Origin of the sequence: Salinispora mooreana (assembly GCF_000379065.1) — a bacterium.
GTDB lineage: Bacteria > Actinomycetota > Actinomycetes > Mycobacteriales > Micromonosporaceae > Micromonospora > Micromonospora mooreana.
Genome location: NZ_KB900614.1, coordinates 5,005,428 through 5,030,708 on the forward strand (window position 1 = coordinate 5,005,428; position 25,281 = coordinate 5,030,708).

Below are 25,281 nucleotides of genomic sequence, written 5' to 3' on the forward strand. Positions count from 1 at the left end.
CCTACCTTCAACGGGTGACTTGCAAGACGAGACGTAACGTCTCGGTTGGTGACCCTACGCCCCCCGGCCACCTCTCACAAGACGATGCGATTCGTCTCGCTAGCTATGATGATGGGATGGCACCCAACCCCAGCCGTCGGCGGGAGAGCTCCCGGCGGGCCATTCTCACGGCCGCGTTCGACCTGCTTCAGGAGGTCGGTTACGCCAAACTGACCATCGAGGGCATCGCCGTGCGCGCCGGAGTGGGAAAGCAGACCATCTATCGCTGGTGGCCCTCCAAAGGCGTCGTCATTTTCGACGCATTCCTCATGCTCAATGAGGGCGGTGCGGGTGAGGCGGTACTCCTTCCTGACACCGGCGACCTGCACGCAGACCTGACCGCGGTCCTGCGCGCCACTGTCGCGGAGCTCAACGACCCGCGCTACGACCAGCCACTGCGCGCGCTGGCCACCGAGATCACGCACGATCCCGAACTGGCCGCCGCCTACGCCGAACGCCTGGACAAGCCGATGCGGCACGCCAAACGACACCGGCTGCACAGCGCCCAGCAGGCCGGCCAACTCGCCGTGGATCTCGATCTTGACGTGGCGGTGGACATCATCTGGGGGCCGGTGCTCAACCGCTGGCTACAACGTAGCGGCCCCCTCACCATCGAGTACGCCGACAGTGTCGTCACCGCCGCCCTCAACGGCCTTCACCCCCGCCCTCGAAACGACCGGGTCGGGCGGACAGTCGACGGTCGGGCCGTTTAGCGCTGCCACCAGCCCATTAGTGGACCGAGCGTTTCGGCCACCCTGCCGACCCCACCGCTCTGCTGGTCATGGGTACACCACACCGACCTCGCGCTGCGGGCCGCAGTCAACACTCGAGACCACCAACGAGCGCCGGCACCCGCCTCAGTCCACGTCGAACGCGGCACGCAGGGTGTCGCGGTGGGCGCGCACATAGCTGACGTCCGCCTCGTAGAGATCGGTGTGCCCGTCCGCGATGTGCTGCTGGAACGCCTCGTTACCCCCGCTGGCCTGCTCGCGCATGAAGTCGATGAGCGCCAGCAGCCGGTCCGGAACGACGTCGATGACCTCGGCGCCGACCTGCGGCCCGTATGCGCGGCAGAAGCCGGCGACTCGACGTCCCTGCTCCGTCGGGTTGCCGAAACTCTCCGGGTTGCTCGGTGCCTGAAGCGGCGCGAACCGGTAGACGGCGTAGGCGATGTCCCAGACCCGCGGTCCGGGGTGAGCCGCGTCGAAGTCAATGACGCCAACGGCAGCGCCGTTTCTGACCACGCAGTTGTACGGGGCAGCGTCGCCGTGGCACATGACCTCGGCCGGCTGCCGGGCTGGGAGCAGCCAGGAGTCGTCGGGGCGCGGATGGAATGTGGCGCTCGCGTCGTGCAGGGCCCGGAGCAGTTCGGCGGCGGTGGTGAGATACGCGCGCGTACGCAGATGCGGCGAGAGTGTTTCGGGTACCTCGCCGTCGACGAAGGTGAGCACCTCGTTGTTGTCACTGTCGAAGCCACGTGGCACTGGCGCGCCGCGGAAACCCTGGTCACGCAGATGTCGCAGGAGTCGGTGGATGGCCGGTGCCGCCGGTGACGCCGGCCGGTGGACGACGTCACCGCAGCGGCGTACCACGTTCACCCCGCCCCGGAAGTCCTGTCGAACAGTCATGTGCCGCTCGCAATCAGCGGGATCAGGCCGGGCTTTGACTGGTCATACATCAATCTAGGATGCCTGTCGTCGTGCCCTCGGCGGCACCCTAACCCCTCCGCCGGCCCTGTTACGGTCGACGAATCGTCCGCCACCACCCCGAAGGACAGGTTGTGGGTATCCCCGTCGTCGTCCTAACCCTGCTTCTCGCCGCGGTGATCCTGGCTGCGGCCGTCCCGAAGCTCGCTGGCCAGGCCCAGATGCGGGAGCGGATGGCCCACCTGGGGGTCTCCCCCGCCCGCACCCGGATGATCGGCGGCCTCGAACTCCTCGCGGTCGCCGGCCTGCTGCTGGGCCTGCTCTGGTGGCCGATCGCCGTCGCTGCCGCGGTCGGTTTGGCCCTGCTGCTGATCGGGGCAGCGGGCCACCATGCCCGCGCGAAGGACCCGGTCCCGGCGGTCCTGGTCCCCGTGGTGTTCGCGTTCGCCGCCGCCGCGCTGGCCGTCCTGCACGTCCTGAGCGCCTGATGTCCGAAACGCCGCCCGAGTCCGTACAGCTCAACCTGCCCCGACCCGGATTAGTACTGGCCGGGCAGCACGTCAGCGTTGCAGGCAAAGCCAGCGGTCGAACCAGGCGCGCGGGCGGTGTAGGACGTCAAGTTGGTGGGCACGCGCTCGGCGAACACCACCAGTGCGGCGGCGTCGGTGTGGCACAGTTCGGTGGGGCAGACGTGGCGGCACATTGCCCGCATCCGCCGGGACCTGCTCGATGACGCTACCGGCGCGGCTGAGGGTGACCGATCGGACCTCTGAACCGTTGATCTGGCCGTTGCCGGCGATGGGCTGCGCCACACCGTCCGCCGTCAGCAGCTGCTGCCGCTGTCTCCGCCGGAGGAACCTGCACCGCTGTCCCCGCCGGAGAGCCATCCGCCCCCACTCGAACCGCTGTCGCAGGAGGCACCATCGTCGCCGCCTGCCGTGGCGTCGGGTGCCGACGACGCGTACGCCGACGAGCCGCGCCGACCCGTCGGCGTACGCCGACGCCCGAGGAACCAGAAGGTGAGGACGACCGCGCCCGCGGCGGCGAACAGCCCGAAGAGAATCTCCATGTCGACGACGGTACGGAAGTCGATCAACCCTCTTGGGCGATGCCGGATGCGGTATCGGTCAATGTGTGGGCGGCGCGGCGGTAGTCACGCAGGATCCTGAAGCGCCGCGGGCGGCGATCAGCGCGGCGTCTTGTCGATGGGGAACTGTACTTCGGTGAGCAGCTCAGCGGGACTGACCGTTTGAGGGTCGTTGAGGTAGATTTCGCGCGGTGGGCCCGCCAGACGCACATCCTCCTGCTCGATCCAGCCGGTGACGACGTGGTAGGCGGGGCTGATCTCCTGGTACGGCCCGCGGTGGACGGTGGTGGCGACCGGACCGCCGGGGAGCTCGCGGTAGCGGACCGGGTCGCCGGGTAGGACGGTGCCGGCCGGGACCGGGATGCAGATCTCGATGTCGCCGTTGGTCTGTTCGTCGATGACGTCGTGGTAGATGACGAACGGCTTCCCGTTGGACTCGGCGCCGGCGTTGCCGATGGCGTCGACGACCGTGCCGAAGCCGCGGCCCATGTCGGCGCCGATCGCATTGAGGCTGGTGTGCAGGGTGAGACTGGCCACCGGAATGGTGGCGGCTTCCTTCACGATGACGTCGTAGGGCATAACACGTCCTCCTCGATCGATGAGTGCCTGGAGGAACCGCAGCATCCGCTCCTGCTCGGCGAGCCGGGCCCGCAACCGCTCCCGGTGCGCGACGAGGCGCTTGCCGGTCAGTTCCGGGTCGTCGTCGGCGAGTAGGTCACGGATGTCCGCGATCGGCATGTCGATCGTGCGTAGTACCCGGATCACCTCGGCCCGCTCGGCCTGGGCACGGCGGTAGTAGCGGTAGCCCGAGGACGGGTCAACCCAAGCGGGTGCGAGCAGGCCCTGCTCGTTGTAGAAGCGTAGGGCCTTGACTGACAGCCGGCTCATCCGGGAGAAGCGCCCGATCGGGATCAGGTTGTCCATGCTCGGTTCCTCCGTTCCGCACCGATGTTCGAGTCTCCCCTGGTGGGAGAGTCAAGCCTGGGACGGCGGTTCGGCGAGTCGCAGGCCAATGGCGAGCAACGACGTCCAGCCTGCGACCGCAGAGGCGGCCTCGCGGGAATCCATGGCTCCGTGGCGCTCCGCTGCCCCGGATCGCGGCGACCCTCGGCCCGGACTGGACCGTCAACGTCCTCACCGCCTGGATCCGCCACACCCGCACCCGACCGCTCCTGGCCAACCCACCAACCCCACGCGTGGCGTCGCAGACGCAGGTCAGGACCGTCAAAGGCGAGAAGAACCGCCGTCAGGGCTGGCACCCACATCGCACCCACGTGACCCACCATCCACACAGCAGGAAGGGCCTGACCGCCACTACCGCAAGTCAGACCCTTCACGACCTTGCGCACCGAAGGGATTCGAACCCCTAACCCGCTGATCCGCAGGCCGCGTCATCGTCGAGGTCCAGCCAGCGGGTGATGCCGATCTGCCGAAGAAACGGGACATCGTGGCTGACGACGACCAGCGCGCCCCGGTAGCCGGCCAGCGCCTGGGCAAGCTGGCTGACGCTGTCCATGTCGAGACTATTGGTTGGCTCGTCCAGTAGCAGCAGCTGAGGAGCGGGGTCGGCCAGCAGTAGCGCCGCCAGCGTCGCGCGGAAGCGCTCACCTCCCGAGAGCGTATCCACCAGCTGATCGGCGCGGCCGCCCCTGAACAGGAACCGGGCCAGCTGGGCGCGGATCTGGTTTCCGGTGGCGTGCGGGTTGAGACGGGCGACGTTGTCGAAGATTGTCCGCTGGCCGTCGAGCAGGTCCAGTCGCTGTGGCAGATAGCGTAGCGCGACATGGGCACAGACCTCGCCCTCCGCGGGCGGGAGCTGTCCGGCAATGGTACGCAGGAGGGTGGTTTTCCCGACGCCGTTGCGGCCGGTGAGCGCAATGCGCTCGGGCCCGTGAACCCGCAGGTCGTCGACCTTGCGGCCGGTGCGCAGACGGGTGCGATCGATGGTCAGGACGGTGCGGTGGGGCGCAACGGTGGTGTCCGGTAGGTCGATACGGATGGTGTCGTCGTCGCGGAGCCGGTCCTCGGTCGCGTCCAGGTGTTCCTTGGCGTCCGTCAGGCGCTGGTCGTGGACGGCCTGTTGCCTGCCGCGTGAGACCTGGGCGGCGCGCTTCATGGTCTGGGCGGAAGCTTTGTCCAGGCGGTTGTCGGCGTACATCTGTTTGCCGTAGCGGGCGCTGCGGGCCTGCCTCGTCTGCGCGGCGGCCAGATCGCGGCGCTGCCGGGCGAGGTCGGCGCGGGCGGTGGCGTGAGCCCGCTCAGCAGCTTCCTGCTCGGTGGCGATGGTGTTCTCATAGGCGTTCAGGTTGCCGCCGAAGGTGCGCACGGTTCCGGTGCGCAGCTCGGCGATCTGGTCAACGCGCTCCAGCAGTTCGCGGTCGTGGGTCACGACGATGACGGTGCCCCGGTAGCCGGTGACCGCGTCGTAGAGACGGTGGCGAGCATGGCGGTCAAGGTTGTTGGTCGGCTCGTCCAGCAGCAGGACGACGGGGCGGGCCAGCAGAAGGGCGGCCAGGCGCAGCAGGACTGCTTCGCCGCCGGAGATCTCGCCGACGGTGCGGTCCAGCCTGATGTGACCCAGGCCCAAGCGGGCCAGGGCAGCGTGGGTGCGCTCTTCCACATCCCACTGGTCGCCCAGGGCGGTGAAGTGGTCCTCGCTGGAATCGCCGGCTTCGATCGCGTGCAGGGCGGCGCGTACGGAGGCGACACCCAGCACCTCTTCCACACGCATCGCGGGATCGAAGGTGAGGTCCTGGGGCAGGTAGCCGGGATTGCCGGCGACGTGGACGGTGCCCGAGGAGGGACGGAGCCGACCGGCGATCATTCGCAGGAGGGTGGATTTCCCGCTGCCGTTGCGCCCGATCAGACCGGTACTGCCTTCCCTGGCTGCCCAGGAAAGATCGTCCACAACCTGTGTGCCGTCCGGCCAGGTGAACGACAGGCCACTGCACAGGACGGGTGCGGTGGTGTGAATGCTCATCAGAGGGTCTCCCGTGTACGTACTGGTAAAAAGGGGGCCAGTATGTGGAGACACCACACGCGTGGAACACTGCGGACTTCGTGAAGACAAGCGCCGGAATGGAGGTCAAGCTAGGCAGAAATGCCGGGCCTGCGGGCAGCTCACTTCCGAGGTCACATTCGTAGACGCCACGTCTCGGGCGCACGGTGTCTCAGACCTCAGAGGAGCACTTGCCTCTCCCAACGGCGAAAGCAGATACGCCTTCCAGGGTACACGCACCGTGGCCTAGCCGTAGTAGACCATGGGACGGGCGGTTGCCCGTGGCCACGATCGCGGAGTCGGGTCTGCGCGTAGCGGCAGATGTACGGTTGAACACCGAAAGGCTGTTTCGATCGTGGACTCGTCTCCGTGGCGTCCAGGAGCCGACCTCCAGCGATTGATCATGAAGGCTGGAGCCCGCCGAGGTCGAAATGGGCCGCACTGACCCACAACTGTGGTGCCCGGCAGGTGGCGGGCAGGTCCCAGTGCATGTGCCGACAACGTCACTACCGGCGAGTCCGCATTCGGTAGCGTGGTCCTATGGATCCGGTGCCTGAGCAGCAGGACAACTGGGTACCGGACCTGCGTACCCTGCGGTGGGCTGCCGCGCAGGTCGACGCCGACGTACTCGCTGCGGCGATCGCGCACGACGTCCCACGACGGACCGACGTCCCAGCCGGCCTGACGCAAGAACTGTGGCGCGCGGCCGCCGACGCGGCGTACGAGGCTACCTGGTGGCCGGTCCTGCAAGCCGCGCAACGCCTTCGGGGCGCCCCCGGCCAACCAACCAAGGGTTGAGCGCGTATTCACTGACCGGTTGGGTTGGGCGTCAAGCTGTCCTCTGGGGCTGAGGAACATCCGTGTCGAATCGTGCGCGAAGCGGTCTCCGGGCTGGGTTCTCGGGCGGTGCTCCTTCCAGCTCCCCGAGTTGCCCGGCGCGCTGCGCCCCCTGTGTGACAAGAACGCCTCCGACGATGAGTGACGACACGGGCGCGCCGTGCTTGGCGACGTCGGCCGCGTAGTTCTCCCCGAGGACGGCCCGGCCAGCCTCGGCAGTGACATGGTCAACTGAGACGACGGTCGGCACCTGTCGGTCTCGCCGGCTGGCAGAGCCGTATAGCTAGAGATGTCTTTCTAAAGTATTCTCTATCATGTGATCGACGAGGTGCCTGAACGGTCAATCAAGCTCACCGACCCCCGCACCCTGCGGGCGTACGCGCACCCGTTGCGGATGCGTCTGATCGGGCTGCTGCGCAGCGACGGCCCGATGACCGCCACTCAGGCTGCCGCCCGGCTCGACGACAATGTGCCGAACTGTTCGTTCCACTTGCGACAGCTCGCTAAGTACGGGTTCGCCGAACGCATTCCCGGGGCGGACGGTCGGGAGCGGCCCTGGCGGGCCACCGCACCAGACACGTCCTGGGACGACGACTCCGACGACCCGGCCATGAAGGCCGCCACGGACCAGCTCAACAGCGTGATGCTCGCCCTCTACGTGCAACGCGCGCAGGACTACCTCGCGGTCCGCGGCGACGAGTCTGTCGAATGGCGGGCTGCCACCGGCTTCGGCGACGCATTGCTGCACGTCACCGCCACTGAGCTGCGCGAGCTCACGAAGGAGGTCAAGGCGCTGCTGGCCCGATACGACGAACGGGCTGCCGACCCGGCAAGACGCCCGCCCGGGTCTCGCCCGGTGCAGATCATCCAGATGGCGGTGCCGCGTGGACCCGTACCCTCAGAGGGCCAGCGAGCAGAGACGGACCGTGACTAAACCCCTCGTTCTGGCCGATCCGGCACCGCCACGCCGGCCGCGCATCCCGCGACTGCTACAGCAGACAGCCTTCCGCCGATACTGGTCCGCGCAGACTGTCTCGCTCTTCGGCGACCAGATCACCATGCTCGCCGTGCCGCTGCTGGCCGTGCTCGCGATCAGCGCCGGACCCGCCGAGATGGGCTACCTGACCGCCGCCTCGCTGCTGCCGCACCTGTTCTTCTCCCTGCCGGCCGGCGCCTGGGTCGGTCGGTATCCGCACCGCCGCCAAGTGATGATCATCGCCGATCTTGGCCGTGCAGGTCTTCTACTGGCTGTGCCACTGCTGTGGTGGGCGGACGCACTGAACCTGCCGCTGCTCTGTGTCGTGGCCTTCCTGATCGGGACCCTCTCGGTGTACTTCGAGGTGGCGCACAGCAGCCTATTCGCCGCCTTGGTCCGGCGACCGGACTACGTTAACGCCAGCAGTCTGATCAACGGCAGCAGAGCAATGTCCTATGTGGCTGGCCCAAGCATCGGTGGCGTCCTCGTTCAGGTACTCACCGCCCCGGTCGCGCTGGTCGCCGACGTGCTCACCTACCTGACGTCGGCTGTCTTCCTGACCCGCATAAAGGTCACCGAGCATCCCGGACAAAGCGGTCCCGGCCTGGGCATGGCCGCCGGCGTGCGGTATGTGGCCCGTTCTGCGGTGCTACGGGCGATCCTGCTTGGCACCACCACGCTCAACCTGTTCACCTACATGTTCACCGCGCTCTTCGTGCTGTACGTGACCACCGAGCTGGACGTCTCCCCCGGCGTGCTGGGCCTTATCGTCGGGGCCGGCGCGTTCGGCGGACTGCTCGGCGCAGCGGTCACCGGCCCGGTCAGCCGCCGGATCGGCATCGGCCCCGCGGTAATCCTCGGCCTCGTCGTCTTTCCGGCCCCACTGATCCTCGTGCCGCTGGCCGGGGGACCGCGGTTGCTGGTGCTCGCGCTGCTGCTCACCGCCGAGTTTGTCTCCGCGCTGGGCGTCATGGTCCTCGACATCGCCGCCGGGTCGGTGCAAACCGCGGCCGCTCCGGAGCGGATGCTCGCCGTGGTCTCCGGGTTCAGACGCACCGTCAACTACGGCATCCGGCCGGTTGGCGCCCTGATCGGCGGGGTACTCGGCGCCGCGATCGGGGTACGTTCCGCCCTCTGGATCGCCAGCATCGGTGCCCTGCTCGGGGTGTTCTGGGTCGTCTTCTCCCCATTGCGCACCATGCGCAAGCTGCCCGAGGCATGATGTCCCCCGCAGCGGGCCCGGTTGGCAGCAACTGCCGACCGTACGCGGGGACATCCGGTCTCGCGCCGTAGCCGAAAGCTCATCAACAAGCTACCCGCCACGCGTTGCCGCACGCGTCTTGCCGACGTCGACCAAGACGTTGCCGGAGTTCCAGCTGTCGACCACCTGCAAGCCCTCGTGAATCTCGCGGCGCAGCTCGTAGGAGACGCCGTACTCACACGCGAAGATCTCGCGGATCACCCGGCCCACTCCACCAAGGCGGCGAAGGTCGGGTGCTTTCGGGCCGCTGTGGGTAAACCGGCGCAGCACCTGCTCGTGTCTCGTCTCGTTTGAGTTGGCGGTGTTGAGTGGGGTTGACCTGTGGTTCGCCATTCGTGTTCGGTGTGGTCACTGGTCATCGTCTCTCACTTGAAGTGGCGGATTTCGGGGAACGGGGTTCGGGTGAACCCCGCGTGGCGTTCGTAGAACTCGGTGCGGGTCTTCGCGTGCTTGTGGCGGATCTCGTTGATCCACCGCTGGATCGGGTTGGGGACCGACTCGTAGTTGCGGCGCAGGAGGCGGGTCCAAGGCCGTTCCAGCCAGCGGGCGAAGTCGGGTGGCTGGTTGAGGCGTTTCGCGACGTGTTGATAGAAGTTGGCCGTCTGGAACTCGCGGACCATCGCGATGTGGCGGCGCCATTCGAGGTCGCAGAAGACCTCGGTCAGAGCGACGGCTTCGGGATAAACGAGCAGGTGGGTCGGGTTGTGCGGGGTGTGGAAGCCGGGGAGTGCCTTGCCTCGGACTTCCCAGCGTTCATGTAGACGGGGAACGAGGCGATAGCTGTGGGGCGCCCAGTCCATGATGATCTGGGTGGCGCGGTGTAGCTGTCCGTAGGCCCACTGGCGGTCGCCGGTGGCGGCGAGGAGTCGGCCGTAGCGGCGGTGGGCGGTGATGATCTCTGGGGTGTTGGTGAGGTCGGTCCTGTCGGCGAGCCAGACGCGGTGCTTGCGGCAGAGCTTGGGGAAGTAGAGCGAGTAGACCCTGATCGTGTGCTGCGCGGGCAGCCGGGCGGCGCATTGGTCGCAGTAGTCGTGCAGGCCCCACGCCCGGGAGGGTCGGAACGCGGGAATCTCCTCGGGCAACGTGTCGTCGAGGCGGTGCAGGCCGGGGAGCGCCTTGCGGAGCCGAGCTGCCGGTATTCCGGTGAATGTCTCCAGCCGGTCCAAGGAGTGCTGGTTGACGCGGATGTCGAAGTCGTTGACCAGAGATCGGGTCAGGCCCCGGGTCGGCCGGCCCAGCGCGCCGAGCAGGATCGTGGGGCGGGCGAGGTCGTTGGCGTCGGCCAGCCGGAAAACGTAGGAGATCACCGTCTCGCCGCGCATCGGCCGGACACGGACGGGTAGTCGCTGGGCGGTCTGCTGCCAGGTCTTCATTGCGGACCTGCCCGGCGTGGGCGAGGCGGCGTGAACTGGGCTTGAGCGGCGACATCGAGGATGACCGCGTCGAGATGCTTCTTGGTGATCTTCTCGGTGCCGTCGGTGATGGCATCGTTGGCGGCCTCGTGGATGAGCTGGTCGAGGCTGCCGATCATGCCGCCGGTGCGGTCGTGCAGGTAGCCGGCCTGCTCGACCAGGCTGCCGGGCTGGTGACGGTGCAGCCGTAGCGCGTGTTCCATTGCGGCGACCAGCTTGGCCCAGTCCTGCTTGTCCTGCGTGGTGCGGTGGGTGAACGGGCTGGTGTTGACCGGGATGAACCGGCCGGCGATCTGTCGGCCGCGGACACCGGAGAACATGCCGTTCTCGTCGAGGTCCAGACCGGCATAGACAAAGGTGGCGCTAATCGTGTCGAAGAAGTATTTGAGCTGGTCGGAAGCGTTCTTGCCCTGGCGGGTGGTGAGGTCGAGGCGGTGGATCTCGTCGACGAGGACCATGCCGGTGCCGACCCGGCGCATCACCGAGGCGACGGTGTGCGCGATCGACTGTGGGCTGTCGCGGGGCGCGACGGGCAGCCCGAGGAAGATGGCCATCTCGGTGGCCAGCATCTTCGGGGTGGCGTCGGGTGGGACGACGACATAGACGACGGGGATGCGGTCTGAGACGCCGGGGCTGCGGCGTTCCAGTTCGATCTGAAACTTCTTGCCGAGCTGGGTGATCGAGGTGGACTTGCCAGTGCCGCTGGCGCCGGACACGATCAGGCCGCGGCGGCCCAGTTGCTTGCCGCGGTTGTTGATGACCAGCTTCGTGCCGGTGTGGATGACCTTCTTGATGTCCGGGGTGGCGACCAGCAGCAGCGCGGAGTGGTAGTCCTGCCGGGCCTCGTCGTAGAGATCACGCTCGAACGGCGTAAGCCGCTTCCAGTCCTCGGCCGGCAGCAGGCGGGGCGGCTCCGGGCTGATCTGCGCGACGAACGAGGCCCAGCCCTGCTTGGTGGCCAGAGGATGCCGAACGTCGGTGGAGAGCAGGCTCATCGACCCGCCTCCAGATCATCGGCGAACGGATCGAACAGCGCGAACGGAACGACCTCACCGACCAGCACCGGCGGCTCGTCCTGCTCGGCCTCCGCTTCGCTGGCGGGCAACGCCGGCGGCGGGTCGGCCGACGGCCCCGGCTCCGGCGCCGCGGGTGCAGCGAGCGCCGCGGTGGTCAGCTCCGGCGGCAGATGGTTGCTCATCAAATGGGCGCTGCGGGTGCGGGCCAGGGCCCGGCCGCTGCCGGATCCTTCGTCGGCCCGGCGCAGCAGCGCGGCCAGAATCACCGCGACGGTCATCTCGTTGGTGTCGTCCAGGCCCCGCTGCGCGGCAATCTTGCGGGAAGCCCGCCAGGTGAAGTCGGCGAACGGCTGCCCGACCACGCTGTAATGCGTCCAGGGAACCGTGATCCAGCCGCCGTGGTGGTGGTTGCGCACCCAGATCCGCGAGATGTCGTAGGGGTCGTAGTGGACTTCCCAACGTCCGGCGCGGCTACTGACGCCGGAGCTCTTGCGGACGTAAGGCCGCAGCTCAGGACAGTTGTAGGTGCGGTAGTCGATCTGGATTCCGCCGTCGCCGATGGCCCGCCAATCCGCCGGCAGCAGCTCGATGTAGTCCTCACCGGTCAACGCGACCGGGACGTAGCCGGCCGCGGCGACCAGCGCCGCGTAGGCGTCGTTCGGCGACGCCGCCTGGTCCGGAGTGAACGGGTGCCGTAACCCGTCATGGGGCCGGGACTGCCACCCGGCGATCACCCACTCGTCGAACAGTTCTTGCAGGTCAGGCAGCGACCAAACGGCCCGCTCAGCGACGTCGGCGCCGCGGCGGGTGACATCGCGGCCGGTGTAACCGGCGACGTGCTGGCAGAACAGCGTGTTGATCGACTCGAAGGTCCGCTCGACGATCGCCTTGTCCGTGGGCGTCTGCTGGTGCGCCGGCTGCACCGAGATGCCCAGCGTGTTCGCTGCGCGCAGGAACACCTCCGACAGGAACACCTTGCCGTGGTCGATCACGACGGTGTCCGGGACGATCACCGGCTTCGCCGCGGCCAGCGCCATCCGTGTGTCCAGGGAGATCAGCCGCTGGTGCGGGATCCGCGACGCCGACATCGCCAGCGCGGCGTCCCAGCCCGGCCGCATCAGCTCAGGGACCGTGACCCGCGCCAGCAGCAGCGCCGCGTCGACCGCCTTCGCACCGACCGGCCGCAATACGCCGGCGCAGATCGTGCGGGTCGCGATGTCGATCGCCAGAACGAGTTCGGCGCGGCCGATGACCCCGTCGTCCATGACCGCCATGACGTCCAGCGGGGTGCTGTCCATCTGGACCTGCTCACCCGGGCGGTTCGCCGTGGTCACGGCGTAGCGCCGGGCCGGCTTGTTCGCCGCCTGCCGCCGCGTCGTCGCCGCCCCGAAGGTGTACTTCCCGGCCGACAACGCTTCCAGTAACCGGTAACAGGTCGCCCGCGACGGCATCGGCACCACACCCGGACCGTGCTCGTCGTCCAGCATCTCGCGAATCTGCCGGATCGCCCGCGACTTCGTGCCCGTCGACGTCGCCGTCTGCGCCTCGACCACCGTGGCCGCCGCCGCGACCACCCGCGCATCGACGTTTCCCGCCGGTTTGACCGCGCGCGCATACCGCGTGTCAACCAGACCCCACAGCCCCTGCTCACGATAGCGCTGCCGCATCCGCTCGACCGTGCGCACGCTCGTCCTCGTCCCAGCCGCCGTCAGCTCGACGGCCTTGGCCCGCTGCCGGGCCGCCAGCGAGTGCGTCACCGGGTCATACTCCGGGCGCGGCAGCGTGCCCTCCGGCGCGTCCGGAGCCACCCCCGTATCGACCTCAATCAGGTGCCGTTCCCACGTCCGCGCCGCCTGCACCACCTTCTCCGGCAGCGTCTCCAGCAACCCCAGCGGGTCCACCTTCGGCGCCGGCGCCGCACCCACCAGCTCGAAATCCTCGGCGGCCAGCAGATAGCCCAGCGCGACCACCGTGGTCTGCCCGGCAGCCGACAGCAACCGGATCACCGTGCCGGAGATCGCCACCACGGTATGCGCGCCACCGGCGAAAACGACCCGATCACCGACACGGAGCACGCCCGGCCGCTGCATCACCGCGCTCACCGGGCCACAACCACATCAGCGGACACGTCCGCGTCGGCCGCCGCGTGCACCAACGTGCGATCCGACAGCATCAACGCCAGATCCGCCAGCAGCAGCCGCTTCCAGAGCAGGTGGAACAACACCGGCAGCGTCCTCAACGGATCACCGGCCAGCTCGGCGCCGTCCATCAGCCGCCGCGGGCGCTGGAACGCCCGCATCAACTGGCCGGCGACCTCCGCGTCGAAACAGCGCGGATGCCGGTAACCGGCCAGCCAGCGCTGATTGGCCACCAGCACACCGTCGAGACGGTCCCAGACCGCGTACCGCCAGCCCAGCAATGCGCAGGCCCGGTCACTAATGTCGAACACCAGCCGATCATCCTGCTCGATCAACTCCAGCGGCCGGGAGTCCAGCACCAGCACCCCGCCGTCGACCGTACGCACCAGAAAATCCGGCGCATGCCGCCGCTGCCTGCCCTTGTCGCCGGTCCACAGCAGCCAGAACGGTTGCGACACCATCGCGACCACCGACGGGTCGAAGTCCAACGCGACCAGGTGATCCCGCTCGACCCACGACTCGTATCCCACCAGCCGACCCACCGTCGCCGACCAGTACCAACCAGGGAAGTTGCGCTGCCCTCGATACGACGGGAACGACCTCACCGGCCGCTCCAACTCGTCGACAACCTCCGGCATCCACGCCCACGGCACCTGCCGCTCCACACCATCGGCCCCGACATACACGGCCTCGTAATCGGCAAGCGCCACCCGCCCCTGGCTGATCATCGGAACATCATCCGCCATATCAACTGAGACGAATACGCAGGGCCGCCAAGTCTCGTGAGACACATGTGTTTGTGTCCACGTAGGTTTCCGAAGCTCGATCGCCGGTTACCGCAAGTCATACTCGGTGCGGTGTGGCTCCGTCCTGCCAGCGGTAGAGGTCGCGCAGCAGGGAAATCTCGGCGCCGTGATGGATCAGCTCCCTGTTGACGTGCAGGACCCTGTTCTCCATGGGAAACCGCTCGGGACCCACCGTGGGCGGATTGTCCAGGTCAGCGTCCGAGAGCTCGAGGACCCCCGCGTTCCATCTCCCATACATCTCATCGAGCTGTTTCAGCGCCTCGTCAGCGGTCCCCGCGTAGGCGAATGTCTCGGAGTCGACTTCCTGGCCGCCGAAGTACCACCCGACCCGATAGCCAAGGCACGAGACGATGATGTGCGCCAGCCGCCAGGCAATCGTGGTCACCGGGGCCGGCACCGGGGCAGGGGACGCGAAGTCCACCGTCCATTCCCCCGAACCTGCCGACATCGGAGCGGCCGACGTGCCATGCGGGCGGATGCTCCAGCAGCCGCGCACCGGCTCCCAGAAGTACTCCTCGTCAGTAAGACCGTCCAGCCGCGGCCGCAGGTTCTTGCGCCAGTACCAGTCCAACTGCTCCGCGAGCCGCTCGCTTCTTGCCATTGCCGCACACTACAGACCCGTCGAGCAGACGGCGTCCGCCAGATCCGGTGAGACTCCGCCACCTGTACCGACAGGTCGCCTGAGACTCCGCCAGCTCAGCAGAGAACTGACAGCTCGCTCTCGGGCCGTTCCCCGTCGCAGTGCGGTGGCCTTCCTTATTATCTAATTATTATTACCGGTAATCCAACAATCTCTAGGATTGAGCAAAACGGACAAAATCTCGATGCATCATAATTACTGTTATGGTGTAGCCGTGTGCGCAGCCCCGCTCGCGTCAAGGTCAACAGTGTCCTGGCTCGGTGCACCTGATGCGGCGCAGTGAAGTTGACGCCATGGATCGGTGGATCTGATGCCGGCCCAGTGAAAGTGATGCCGTAGCGTCGCCGGTGGTGTGCTGTTGGTGCTGCGCCCTCCGCAGCCGCGTCCGCAGAGCCTGCATCGTGCTACCCGGGCGCAGCGGCGTGGGCGCCATCGCGCTGACGCCGAAGAGTGGGCCACGGCGGAGGAGCGCGGTTTGCTGCTCGACGTGTCTGTGGAGAGGCCACTCCGGACCGGCCGCACGCATCGGCCGCGGACCTGCGGCAGCCGGCACCTCCCGAGCTCTCCGCCGATGCGCTGAACTCGACGGTGACCGCGCCCGCGGCCATGTTTCGCTTCACCGTTGCGGTCAGGCGTAGGCGTCCTCGAGGGCGAGGCGTCGCACGGTACGCAACGTCGATTGGAGGCTGTCGAGGTCGGTGGAGCCCAGGGCGAGGCGGATCGCCTGCGGTAGGTGCACCGTGGTGGTGAACGGCTGCGCCGTGGTGACCGAGATGTGGTGCCGCGCGAGGGTGGCGGTCAGGCGATCGGCGCGTGCGTCCTCGGGCAGCGGCAACCAGGCGAAGTAGGACGAGGGGTGGCTGATGAGCGGCAGGCCCGCCAGTTCTTGCCGGGCGAGTGCTTGGCGGGCTTTGGCGTCGTTGCGCTTCTGAGCTTCCAACTGGTCCGCCGTGCCGTCTTCGAGCCAGCGGCAGATGATCGCGGTGGTCAGTGCCGGGGTGTTCCAGGTCGTGGCCCGGATCGCGCGTTCGAGTGCGGGCACGGTGGGCGGCGGAGCGAGGACGAAACCGACCCGCAGGCCAGTGGCGATGCTCTTGGACAGTCCCGAGACGTAGACGGTGATCTCCGGCGCGGTCGCGGCCAGCGGCGGCGGGGGGTCCTCGACGAGGTAGGCGTAGGAGGCGTCTTCGATAATGACCGCGCCGTGCCGTCGGGCAATCTCGATCAGACGGACGCGGTCGGCCGCCGACATGACCCAGCCTAGCGGGTTGTGCAGGGTGGGCATGGTGTAGATCGCGCGCACCGGGCGGGCCGCGCACAGCTTCTCCAGGGCTTCGAGGTCCGGCCCGCCGGTGGTTGTGGGGATGGGCTGTAGGTCGAGGTGGAAGGCGTGTGCGAGCACCTTGAAGCCCGGGTAGGTGAGTGCGTCAACCACGACGACATCGCCGGCGTTGAGCGCGGCCATGACGGTGACGGCCAGGCCGTGCTGCGCGCCAGTGACGATGAGGATCTGATCCGCGTCGGCGGTGATTCCGCGGCGCCTCAGGTGCCGCGCGATCGAGGCTCTGTCCCGGGGGCGGCCTCGATGCGGTTGGTAGCGCAGCAGCGAGTCGAGGTCACCGGAGGTGGCTACCTCCCGCAGGGCCTGCCGTAGGAGATCGGCCTGGCCGGGCAGCGACGGATAGTTGAAGTTGAGGTCGACCACGTCCGTGGCGACTGCCTGCTGGTCGATGCCGTGGCCGACCGGAACCGCGGGGTCGCGCACGAACGTGCCGCGGCCCTGTTCCCGGCTGACCAGGCCCATCACTTCCAGTTCGGCGTACACCCGGGTCGCGGTGACCACGGCGATGCCCTCCCGGGCGGCGAGCCCACGGTGGGTCGGCAGCCGCGTACCTGCGGCGAGCCGCCCCGCACGGATGTCGGATGCGAGCGCGTCCACCAGGGCTTTGTAACGTGCGGCTGCCATACACCACATTGTATCCATGACAATTTTTTGACTGTCCTGTCCTCTGGCTCCTACCGTCGTCCCAGACCCGCCCAGCCGGAAGGACAGCCACGTGCACATCGCCATCCTCACCTTCGAGGGCTACAACGAGCTCGACTCCCTGATCGCGTTCGGTGTGCTCAACCGCGTCAAGACCCACGGCTGGCGCGTCACGATCGCTACCCCTAGCCCCACGGTGACGTCGATGAACGGGGTGGTCATCGAGCAGATGTCCACCCTTGAGCAGGCGTGCGCCGCTGATGCCGTAATCGTCGGCAGCGGCATTGCCACTCGCGACATCGTCGAAGACCCGGCGATCATGAAAGTCCTGCGTGACCTGGACCCCTCGCACCAACTCATCGCGGCGCAGTGCTCGGGCGCGCTCGTACTGGCCAAGCTCGGTCTGCTCCACGACATTCCCGCCTGCACCGACCTGATCACCAAGCCCTGGGTCATCGCCGCCGGCGTCGAGGTGCTCCACCAGCCCTTCTACGCCAAGGACAACGTCGCCACCGCTGGCGGCTGCCTGGCCTCGCACTACCTCGCCGCCTGGGTTATCGCCCGCCTCCAGGGCAAGGGCGCCGCCGAAGGCGCGCTGCACTACGTCGTCCCGGTCGGCGAGAAGGAGGAATACATTGAGCGCGTCTGGCGCAACATCTCCCCCTACCTGCCCGCCCCCACATCAGCGTTCGCCTGAACCACCCGGCCCCGAGGCCGACGAAGGTATGACTTCCGCGCCCGAACCAAGGCTATCTGTTTCTGGTCCTGGGACAGCTGCACAAGCGTGTGCCTCAGGGGTGGCTGTCAGCTGGTTCGGACACCGACGAGGGTCGGGCCATGCTGAGGGCTGGTCTAGTGTCCTGCGTAGAGCCGGGATCTGCACCCGTACCGCCTGGACCAGGACCGCGGCGGGCGCGGGCCGGTCGGGTTGGTTGGGCAGTAGGTCGGCGACAGCGGTGCGGATCGCGCCGCGGCTGACACTGTGCGCGCGTGCCAGGGCGGCCGATTAGGGCAACTCAACAAGCAAGTTGATCTATCTCGAAGGGTAAATGGTGCGGCGCTCGGCTTATCCGCAGCAGCCACGCGATCCTCCCAGCTGCATATCCGTGACTACTCCAGTGGTGCCAGTGCCATGAGAGGGCCACCTATGTGTTGAACGTGGACCAGTTAGAGCCTATGCTGCAAGGCGTTCACGATCAACTATTTAGGTAGTGGAGACCGGGAATATGACCTACCACAGCATGGGACGGCACGTCTGAGGGTGCTCTCCTTCGCGCGACACGGGGCGCATGCGAGGGAGCAGCGTCCTCGCCCGACGAGGGGCCGCGTGGGTATTGACGCGGAAAGGCCAGGCTCACGCCCGTCGCCTACAGGAACACCGGCAAGGCGACCAGTCCGCGTACTCGGAACGATTCCCGCCACCGTATGTCGCGGGCAGGCACGGCCAGCCGCATCCCGGGAAAGCGGGCAAGCAGGCTGGTGGGAGACCGGTCAGCAGGTCGTCGGCGGGCCGCGCTCTCTTGTGCGCCACCTGTTCGATCAGGAAACGCCGCATGTTGGCCATGGCCGGACAGGACTGGGCGGGCTGGTTGGCGTCGGCGGACAACAGCGTGTTCGTCCACGTGCGGAAGTCGACGCTGGCCTGGGTGGGCAAACCAAGGGGTTCATGCATGACCTGCAGGGGCAGCGGTGACGCGAGGGAGCCGATCAGCTCCGCGTGGTCGTTGCCGGCGAGACCGTCCAGCAGCGTGCTGACGGTTGTCTCTACAGCGGGGCGCAGGTCGGCGATGCGGCGGGGAGTAAAGGCGGCAGCCGCCAGCCGTCGGAGTCGAGTGTGGTCGGGCGGGTCGCGGTTGAGCAGATGCGCGTCCAACTTGGGAGACAGCGACGAACCGTGCTCACCATCGGTACTACTGAAACGCTTGTCCACCGACAGAGGCGCGGGTCGGTGAATGCCGCTCGCACGTCGTCGTAGCGGGTGACAAGCCACGCGGGGGCTCCATCTGGCGTGCGGACGTGATGCACCGGAGCCTGTTCCCGCAAGGCGTTGTACCGCCGGTGCGGGTCACCAAGCAGGCGCTGTTCGAAGACAACAGCCGGTCGTGACGTCATGCCATCTCCCGGCAGGTGGCCGCGTTGCTTGCGGCGATCGAGGCGGCCAGGGTTGCCGCCTCGACGCTTCCGGCTTGGCTCCGGCAGGTCCGGCGCGTTCGCCGCTACGACGGGCCCGGATGTTGCCGATGACCATCCTCCACAGCCTCCGAGTCCCTCGCACAACCGTCTGGGGATCATGGCTGCGGCCGAGTATAGATGCCTCCAGTCCGGAGGTGACAACATCAGATGCTGCCAGCTTCGGCACACGAATCGGTGTACTGATTTCAATCCAACTCGCCGGATCCAGCCGGTAGCTCGTCGGCCGATCGTGTCCAAACCAACCCCGCTGGCTACCGACCACCCACCACTTTCGCTGGACGTCGCTGCGTGACTGAATCCGATTGAGGTGACCTGCTTGACCAGGCAGGATCCCATTCGTGACCCAGGCGACCTTGTGGACCGCACGGATCCAGCTCGTGCCGTTGAACGACGATCACGTGGACGGTGAGATCGGGCTCGACGCGGATCCGGAAGTCATGCGCTACCTGGGCCGGCCGCGGCAACGGGCGGAGGTGGAGCAGGCGCATCGGCGGCGAATCGCCGTCGCGTCGGCGGTTCCCGGGCTCGGTTTCTGGGCCGGGCTGGTGGAGGGCTCGTTTGTCGGATGGTGGATTTTGCAGCCGCCGGAGCGCGCGGATCAGGGGCCGGTCGAGGGGCAGGCGGAGTTGGGCTACCGACTACTGCGCCGGTACTGGCGTCGAGGCCTGGCCAGTGAGGGCGCCCGCGAACTGATCCGGCACGGCTTCGCCGACTTGGGCCTGCACCGCATCTTCGCCGAGACGATGGCGGTCAACCTGCCCTCCCGCGCGACCATGGCGGCGGTCGGGTTGGACTACGTGCGTACCTTCCACCTGGACTTCAACGACCCGCTGCCTGGCAGCGAGCACGGTGAGGTTGAGTACGCGACCACCCGCCAAGAATGGCTGGCCAACCGGACAGGCGTTGTCCCTCAACCACCACCCGGAAAACACGCGGCGGATCGGGCCGAACGGGCGGTACCACGTGCCAGCGTTGGTCGGCAGAATCAGCGCTCATGATCGACACAAGGGCTACCGGTGACACCTGCCCGGAGTGCGGTACTGCCACAGTCGCTCCGCGCGGGGCCCTGCTGTGGTGCCCGGCCTGCGAGTGGAACCTCGAAGCGTACGACGCTGAACGCATCGGCCCGTTCTTCGGCTGGCGCTGGCTGGACCGACGGATCCACGGCATTGGGTACCGCATGACCCGTCGCCAGTTCGACCGGCTGCGCGGGCGACCGCTGGGCAGTAGTGGCGTCGGCGCAGCCGCCATCGTCACCGCCACCGCATCCTGCTTGCTGTTTCTCGGCGTGGTGGCCCTGGCTGCCACCGGGATCTGGCTGCTCGTCGCCTTCTCCTTCCCGGGCCCGTCGCTGCTGCTGGCGGTTCCCCTGCTCGCCCTCGCCATCGGACTACGGCCCCGCTTCGGGCGGCTCGACCCCGACGCCGATGTCCTCCGCCGGGACCGCGCACCCGAGCTTTTCACCCTGGTTGACGAGGTGGCGCAGGCGGTGGGGGCGCCGGCTCCCGACGTGATTGCCGTCAACGCCGACTTCAACGCGTACGCGGCGACGGTGGGCATCCGCCGTCGGGTGCTGTGTCTCGGACTGCCGTACTGGGGGTCCCTCGTACCGCAGGAACGCGTCGCCCTGCTCGGTCACGAACTCGGCCACTTCGTCAACGGCGACCCGCGGCGGATGCTGCTCACCCAGCCGGCGTTCACCACCCTCGGCTCCGCGGCGGACCTTCTCCGCCCGACGCCATTGACCGCCCCCGGCCTCATCGAGTGGATGGGGGCGGCCCTTGGGCGAATCATCCAATACCCGCTGTCGCGTCTGTTGTTCACGCTGCATGTGGCACTCGTGTGCGTGGCGCTGCGAGACAGTCAACGGGCCGAGTACCTGGCGGACGAGATGTCTGCGAAGGTCGCGGGAACAGCCGCCGCGAAGAGCCTGCTGGATACCGCGCTACGGGTCGAGTCAATGTCGCTCGCCGTACGCCGGGAGTCCAGGGCGGGGCACGGTCCCCAACGGTGGCAGGCGGCGGTCGCCGAGTCGCGGGAGGCCAGCGCCGATGAGCTGCCGCCGTTGCGGCAGCTGTCGGGCCGCGAGGAGGCGCCGCTGTTCTCCTCCCATCCGCCGACCGGTCTGCGTCACCTGATGCTCGAGGGCGTTCAGCGGCACGATCCGGCGGTGGTGCTCACGCAGCAGCGTTCGTCCCGCATCGACAATGAGCTGACCAAGGAGTACGAGTCAGCCCGCCGGGTGCTGGCCTGGTGAGTCCGTAGCTGAGGCGGCGGCGTCATCGCGAGTCAGCTCACGGTAGGAGAGGTAGTCCGCGAGGCGAGCGGATCCGGTGAGCATCGCCCGGCCACGGGCAGTGATCCGCTCCCGCCACTGTTCGATCGACGCCGCCAGCGGGCCGGCCCCACCGGCGGCGTGCACCTGCTTGATCACCGCGGCGATGTGGTGCAGCAGGTAGCCCCCGCGTCGCAGGAGGTGGGCGAGTTCGGCGTCGCGTACGTCCTCGGGTGAGTAGACCCGCGCGGTCCGGGAGCGGGCGGGGGCCAGGATGCCGGCCCGCTCCCACTTACGCAGCGTGGCTGGGGTCACACCGAGCCGGCGGGCAAGGACCCCGACGGAGACTGACGGGTCTGGACCGGACGCGGACGAGGTGGATTCGGACGCCAGCACGACGGCCGCCGCGGCGACCTGGTCCAGGGTCTCCCGGTCGCGGTGCAGCAGTACGTGGGCGGCATCGACGACAGCCAGAGCCGACGGAAGGTCGTCCCGGAGGACCGACTTCATGATCTCCCCGGCCGGCTGAGAGCCGTACCCCCGAACCAGCGCGACGTAGGCGGTCAGCGCGCCCGCATGGTCGTCGGTGTAGCTGCGGTAGCCGCTCGCCGTCCGCGTGGCCGGCGGGATCGCTCCGGCCGCCTCGTAGTTGCGGACCGCCTGCGCGGAGAGCCCGTGCGGCCGGGCCAGATCCACCGGCCGATACACCGCTGTTTGAGGCTTCAACAGCCAATCTCCCGGTAATCGATGGTCATAGTTTAAACCGAAGGTTCAACGATACGGTTAAGGCCATGGCTTTCGATACGGAGTTGCATGCCCTTGTCCGTGCCCACCGGCCGCGGCTGCTCGCGATCGGCGAGCCTTACCACGGTGAGCCGGCCTTCCCCCACCTGCGCAATCGGATCCTCGAGACCCTCGTCGGGCACGGCTTCCGGTCCATCGCCATCGAGTCGGACCGGGCCGCCGGGCTCACCGTCAACGACTATGTGCAGGGCCGCCGCGACGAGGTGGACCTGAGCACCGGCATCAGCCACGGCTGGGGCACCCACCCCGCCAGCCGCGAACTGATCGACTGGCTACGCGCGCACAACGAGAAGCTGCCGCCCGAGGAGCGGGTCACCTTCCACGGCTTCGACGCACCAACCGAGATCACCGGGGCACCAAGTCCCGGGCCGATCCTGCGTGAGCTGCGCGACTACCTCGGCGAAACCGGGGCTGACCTGGACCGCCTCGTCGGCGACGAGAGTTGTTGGACCGCCCCCGAAATCATGTTCGACGCGACGCGATCCCCCGGCCGGTCACCGGAGGCAACGACGCTGCGCGGTATCGCCGAGGACTTCCGCACACTGCTGTACGCCGAGGCGCCTCGCCTGGTCCGGGAGACATCGCTGGAATCCTGGAACCGGGCCGCGGTACTCGCCCGCACGGCTGTCGGCCTGCTCACCTACCACGGCGTGATGGCCGTACCGGGCAGCCAGTCGCAGCGCATCGGTCGCCTGCTCGCCGTCCGGGGTGCGCTGATGGCGCAGAATCTGCTCGACATCGACGCCCTCGAGCGGGACCGGGGGCCGGTCCTGGTCTGCGCCCACAACGTCCACCTGCAACGGCACCCGGGTCGGTGGGACAGCCACTGGGAGGGCCAGGACCTGGCAGCGCAGTGGAATGGTGCCGGCTCGATCGTGTCGGCGTCGCTCGGCAACAGGTACGTGTACGTGGCCGGCAGCCTGGGGGCGAGCGGGCCGCTCGGTCTCGGGCCACCGGAACCCGGTACCTACGAGTACCAGCTCGGCGCCGAGACCGGGATCTTCCCGCCGCCCACCGACGACGATCTCCACGCACGCGCGGCCGACCTGCTCGGACTGTTCTCGCTGGACGCGGCGACGGTCGAGACCTGCGAGGCGATCCTGCACCTCGGGTTCGCGCCGGGCGCGGCCGACGCGGCCCGGATTTCCGGCCTGGCGGGGGTGACCGAGACCCGGATCCCGCCGGGACCCGAGCAGCCGCCCCACACCTGGGGTAACCGGTTCTTCTTCACCGCCGCGGACCGCGTACGACCGTTCGCCACGATCGTCGGGCACGATGTCCCGGGCTTCGACGAGCGGTCCCGCCTGGCCGACGCCGGACGGTACCGGCTGAACATCGAGGTCGGTCGAGCCGAGTTCCGTAACCTGTTCGGCTACGGGCCGGAGGAGTTCGCGGCACACCGCGACGGGCTCGACTTCGCGGAGCCGGACCGCCTGCTGCCCCATCCGGTCCACGCCGGGCAGGGTTGGGTCGGCGTGGTCAATCCGGGCCCCGCCACCGTGCAGGAGGTGACGCGGCTGGTGGCGCAGGCTCGCTCCCGCGGCGGATCAGCAGAGTCTGCTGCCGGCTAGGGCAGTTGTCACGAGTTGCCGCAGCTCGGTGAGGTGCACCAGGCGGGCCACCGCGACGTAGACGGCACCGCCGATGACGCCCGCCGTGGTCACGATGATCAGCGCCCCGCGGTTCGGGGAGTCGAGCAGCGGGGTGAGGGCGTAGACCGTGAGGCCAGCACAGCTACCGGAGAGGCCGACGGCGACCGCTACCCGGGCATGTGTACGAAGAAGTCGGCGCCCGTCGATCCGGCCCAGTCGGCGGCGCAGGAGAAGGGCGGCGGCCGTGAGGCCCACCGTGTAGGCGACCGCGTAGGCGAGGGGAACCCCGACCACGGCGGTGGCGCGGGGTAGTAGCCGCGACGCGGCGAAGCAGCCGGCCGCGCCGACGGCGGTGACCCCGACGGTGATGGCCGCGGGGGTCTTGGTGTCCTGCAGGGCGTAGAAGCCGCGTTGCAGAATCATGAAGCCGGTGAACGGCACCAGGGCCGCCCCGAAGGCTGCCACCACCGCCCCCAGCAGGGCGATCGCCGACGGTGAACTGCGGCCGTGGGCGAACAGCAGGGTGGCGATCTGTGGGCCGAGCACCGTCAGGGCTACCGCGATCGGGGCGACGGCGACAACAGCCAGCCGTACCGCCTGGGACAGGTCCTCGACGATGTGGCCGTGCTGGCGGCCGGCGGCGTGGCGACTGAGCCGGGGCAGCATGGCGGTCATCACCGACACGACGATGACCCCGAACGGCATCTGGAACACCGTGAGCGCAATCTGGAAGGCGCTGACCCCGCCCGGTCCGCTGAGCGAGGCGACCCGGGTGGCCACGGCGAGCAGGATCTGCGCGGCGACAACCGACACGAGGACCCAGCCGCCGAGCCGGCCGATGCGGCGGATCCCGATACCCCGTGGGTTGAGCCGGGGCCGAAGGGTGAAGCCGCTGTGTGCCAGCGCCCACACCACCAGGATCATCTGGGCAAAGACACCCGCGGTGGTGCCCACGGCGAGCAGCAGCAGCTGCCCGGTGGGCATCGACGTGATGCTGGTGGTGCCGCCGATCGCCAGGTAGGTAAGCCCGACAGCGATCACGATCAGGCTGTTGACAACCGGCGCCCACATCGGAGCGGCGAACCGGCCCCGGGTGTTGAGCACAGCGCCGGCGGTGGCGCTGAGGCCGTAGAACAGGATCTGGGGCAGGAAGAACCGGCACAGCAGCACCGCCAGGTCGTGCTGCTCGTCAGAGAAGCCCGGCGTGTAGACCGCGACCAGCCATGGGGCCGAGATCATCGCGATCAGCGTGACCGCCCCGAGCCCGTACACGCCCAGCGACAGCAGCCGCTGGGCGTAGACCACCCCGCCATCGGACTCGGTCAGTGCGGCACGCACCAGCAGCGGCACCACCACGCTGGCCATCGCACCTCCGAGGACAAGCTCGTAGACGGCGTTGGGCAGGGTGTTCGCCACGTTGTAGCTGTCGAGCAGACGGCTCCCCATTCCCAGGGCGGAGGCCAGCACCACCAGCCGGACGAATCCGACGACCCGGGATACCAAGGTTGCCACCGCCATGGCCCGGCCCGCGCTGCCAAGGGAAGATTCTTCTGCCATGGCGATCTTCCTAGCGCACG

Annotated in this window: 22 protein-coding genes and 2 pseudogenes; 9 read left to right on the forward strand and 15 right to left on the reverse strand. The window is 68.2% G+C overall.

Going from position 1 to position 25,281, the window contains the following annotated elements:
• Positions 1–116 precede the first annotated feature (116 nt).
• Positions 117–752 (forward strand): TetR/AcrR family transcriptional regulator, encoded by a 636-nt coding sequence (locus tag SALPAC6_RS0124100; protein ID WP_018255867.1) that lies wholly within the window; start codon positions 117–119, stop codon positions 750–752.
• Positions 753–896: 144 nt separating this feature from the next.
• Here the strand turns inward: SALPAC6_RS0124100 and SALPAC6_RS0124105 are convergent, their stop codons facing one another.
• Positions 897–1,667, reverse strand: coding sequence for a phosphotransferase enzyme family protein (locus SALPAC6_RS0124105; RefSeq protein WP_018255868.1), 771 nt, complete (start codon positions 1,665–1,667; stop codon positions 897–899).
• Between the two features lie 152 nt (positions 1,668–1,819).
• Here SALPAC6_RS0124105 and SALPAC6_RS0124110 point away from each other — a divergent pair, with 152 nt between their 5' ends.
• Positions 1,820–2,173 carry a DoxX family protein gene (locus SALPAC6_RS0124110; RefSeq protein WP_018255869.1) on the forward strand — a complete coding sequence of 118 codons (354 nt, stop codon included), beginning with the start codon at positions 1,820–1,822 and terminating at the stop codon, positions 2,171–2,173.
• Between the two features lie 50 nt (positions 2,174–2,223).
• On the opposite strand, the gene SALPAC6_RS29570 is transcribed toward SALPAC6_RS0124110, so the two are convergent.
• The 4 genes and pseudogenes from SALPAC6_RS29570 to SALPAC6_RS0124130 all read right to left on the reverse strand — a co-directional run bounded on the left by SALPAC6_RS29570 (position 2,224) and on the right by SALPAC6_RS0124130 (position 5,752).
• Positions 2,224–2,397, reverse strand: coding sequence for a hypothetical protein (locus SALPAC6_RS29570; protein ID WP_162561502.1), 174 nt, complete (start codon positions 2,395–2,397; stop codon positions 2,224–2,226).
• 111 nt (positions 2,398–2,508) lie between these two features.
• Positions 2,509–2,754, reverse strand: a complete 246-nt coding sequence (locus SALPAC6_RS0124120) for a hypothetical protein (RefSeq protein WP_026190030.1) — start codon at positions 2,752–2,754, stop codon at positions 2,509–2,511.
• A 117-nt stretch (positions 2,755–2,871) separates the two neighbouring features.
• Positions 2,872–3,696, reverse strand: coding sequence for a MerR family transcriptional regulator (locus SALPAC6_RS0124125; RefSeq protein ID WP_018255872.1), 825 nt, complete (start codon positions 3,694–3,696; stop codon positions 2,872–2,874).
• 390 nt (positions 3,697–4,086) lie between these two features.
• Positions 4,087–5,752, reverse strand: a pseudogene (locus tag SALPAC6_RS0124130) (ABC-F family ATP-binding cassette domain-containing protein).
• A 558-nt stretch (positions 5,753–6,310) separates the two neighbouring features.
• On the opposite strand from SALPAC6_RS0124130, the gene SALPAC6_RS0124135 reads away from it, so the two are divergent.
• From SALPAC6_RS0124135 to SALPAC6_RS0124145, 3 genes are all read left to right on the forward strand, one after another.
• Positions 6,311–6,568 (forward strand): hypothetical protein, encoded by a 258-nt coding sequence (locus SALPAC6_RS0124135; protein ID WP_018255874.1) that lies wholly within the window; start codon positions 6,311–6,313, stop codon positions 6,566–6,568.
• A gap of 355 nt (positions 6,569–6,923) precedes the next feature.
• Positions 6,924–7,541 (forward strand): winged helix-turn-helix domain-containing protein, encoded by a 618-nt coding sequence (locus SALPAC6_RS0124140; RefSeq protein ID WP_018255875.1) that lies wholly within the window; start codon positions 6,924–6,926, stop codon positions 7,539–7,541.
• Entirely contained in the window at positions 7,534–8,805 is a 1,272-nt protein-coding gene (locus SALPAC6_RS0124145; protein ID WP_018255876.1) for an MFS transporter, read from the forward strand. The genes SALPAC6_RS0124140 and SALPAC6_RS0124145 overlap by 8 nt, the downstream gene beginning before the upstream one ends.
• A gap of 90 nt (positions 8,806–8,895) precedes the next feature.
• On the opposite strand, the gene SALPAC6_RS29285 is transcribed toward SALPAC6_RS0124145, so the two are convergent.
• The 7 genes from SALPAC6_RS29285 to SALPAC6_RS0124180 form a co-directional block, all read right to left on the reverse strand.
• Positions 8,896–9,177: a Tn3 family transposase gene (locus SALPAC6_RS29285; protein WP_026190032.1), complete on the reverse strand. Its 282-nt coding sequence runs from the start codon at positions 9,175–9,177 to the stop codon at positions 8,896–8,898.
• A 32-nt stretch (positions 9,178–9,209) separates the two neighbouring features.
• Entirely contained in the window at positions 9,210–10,217 is a 1,008-nt protein-coding gene (locus SALPAC6_RS28595) for a TniQ family protein (protein WP_018255878.1), read from the reverse strand.
• Positions 10,214–11,251, reverse strand: a complete 1,038-nt coding sequence (locus SALPAC6_RS0124160; protein WP_018255879.1) for an ATP-binding protein — start codon at positions 11,249–11,251, stop codon at positions 10,214–10,216. Before SALPAC6_RS0124160 ends, SALPAC6_RS28595 begins: the two co-directional genes overlap by 4 nt.
• Entirely contained in the window at positions 11,248–13,374 is a 2,127-nt protein-coding gene (locus SALPAC6_RS0124165) for a Mu transposase C-terminal domain-containing protein (RefSeq protein WP_018255880.1), read from the reverse strand. Before SALPAC6_RS0124165 ends, SALPAC6_RS0124160 begins: the two co-directional genes overlap by 4 nt.
• Positions 13,371–14,156: a TnsA-like heteromeric transposase endonuclease subunit gene (locus SALPAC6_RS0124170; protein WP_018255881.1), complete on the reverse strand. Its 786-nt coding sequence runs from the start codon at positions 14,154–14,156 to the stop codon at positions 13,371–13,373. Before SALPAC6_RS0124170 ends, SALPAC6_RS0124165 begins: the two co-directional genes overlap by 4 nt.
• Positions 14,157–14,253: 97 nt before the next feature.
• Complete coding sequence (locus SALPAC6_RS0124175; RefSeq protein ID WP_018255882.1) at positions 14,254–14,817, reverse strand: DinB family protein; 564 nt, start codon at positions 14,815–14,817, stop codon at positions 14,254–14,256.
• A gap of 667 nt (positions 14,818–15,484) precedes the next feature.
• The gene (locus SALPAC6_RS0124180; RefSeq protein ID WP_018255883.1) at positions 15,485–16,822 is read right to left on the reverse strand and encodes an aminotransferase-like domain-containing protein; all 1,338 of its coding nucleotides are present in this window, start codon (positions 16,820–16,822) and stop codon (positions 15,485–15,487) included.
• 91 nt (positions 16,823–16,913) lie between these two features.
• On the opposite strand from SALPAC6_RS0124180, the gene SALPAC6_RS0124185 reads away from it, so the two are divergent.
• Positions 16,914–17,537, forward strand: coding sequence for a DJ-1/PfpI family protein (locus tag SALPAC6_RS0124185; RefSeq protein WP_018255884.1), 624 nt, complete (start codon positions 16,914–16,916; stop codon positions 17,535–17,537).
• Between the two features lie 786 nt (positions 17,538–18,323).
• On the opposite strand, the pseudogene SALPAC6_RS26740 reads toward SALPAC6_RS0124185, so the two are convergent.
• Positions 18,324–18,952: pseudogene (locus SALPAC6_RS26740) on the reverse strand (cytochrome P450); the annotation flags it as partial.
• A 410-nt stretch (positions 18,953–19,362) separates the two neighbouring features.
• Here SALPAC6_RS26740 and SALPAC6_RS26745 point away from each other — a divergent pair.
• Positions 19,363–20,031 carry a GNAT family N-acetyltransferase gene (locus SALPAC6_RS26745; RefSeq protein ID WP_223874286.1) on the forward strand — a complete coding sequence of 223 codons (669 nt, stop codon included), beginning with the start codon at positions 19,363–19,365 and terminating at the stop codon, positions 20,029–20,031.
• On the forward strand, positions 20,028–21,290 hold the full coding sequence (locus tag SALPAC6_RS0124200) for a M48 family metalloprotease (RefSeq protein ID WP_018255886.1): 1,263 nt from the start codon (positions 20,028–20,030) through the stop codon (positions 21,288–21,290). The genes SALPAC6_RS26745 and SALPAC6_RS0124200 overlap by 4 nt, the downstream gene beginning before the upstream one ends.
• On the opposite strand, the gene SALPAC6_RS0124205 is transcribed toward SALPAC6_RS0124200, so the two are convergent.
• Complete coding sequence (locus tag SALPAC6_RS0124205; RefSeq protein ID WP_018255887.1) at positions 21,264–22,016, reverse strand: MerR family transcriptional regulator; 753 nt, start codon at positions 22,014–22,016, stop codon at positions 21,264–21,266. The two genes, SALPAC6_RS0124200 and SALPAC6_RS0124205, sit on opposite strands and share 27 nt — an antisense overlap.
• Before the next feature lie 83 nt (positions 22,017–22,099).
• On the opposite strand from SALPAC6_RS0124205, the gene SALPAC6_RS0124210 reads away from it, so the two are divergent.
• Positions 22,100–23,683, forward strand: coding sequence for a DUF6194 family protein (locus SALPAC6_RS0124210; protein ID WP_018255888.1), 1,584 nt, complete (start codon positions 22,100–22,102; stop codon positions 23,681–23,683).
• Here SALPAC6_RS0124210 and murJ read toward each other — a convergent pair.
• Positions 23,660–25,222 (reverse strand): murein biosynthesis integral membrane protein MurJ, encoded by a 1,563-nt coding sequence (gene murJ / locus SALPAC6_RS0124215; RefSeq protein WP_018255889.1) that lies wholly within the window; start codon positions 25,220–25,222, stop codon positions 23,660–23,662. The two genes, SALPAC6_RS0124210 and murJ, sit on opposite strands and share 24 nt — an antisense overlap.
• Positions 25,223–25,281: the final 59 nt, after the last annotated feature.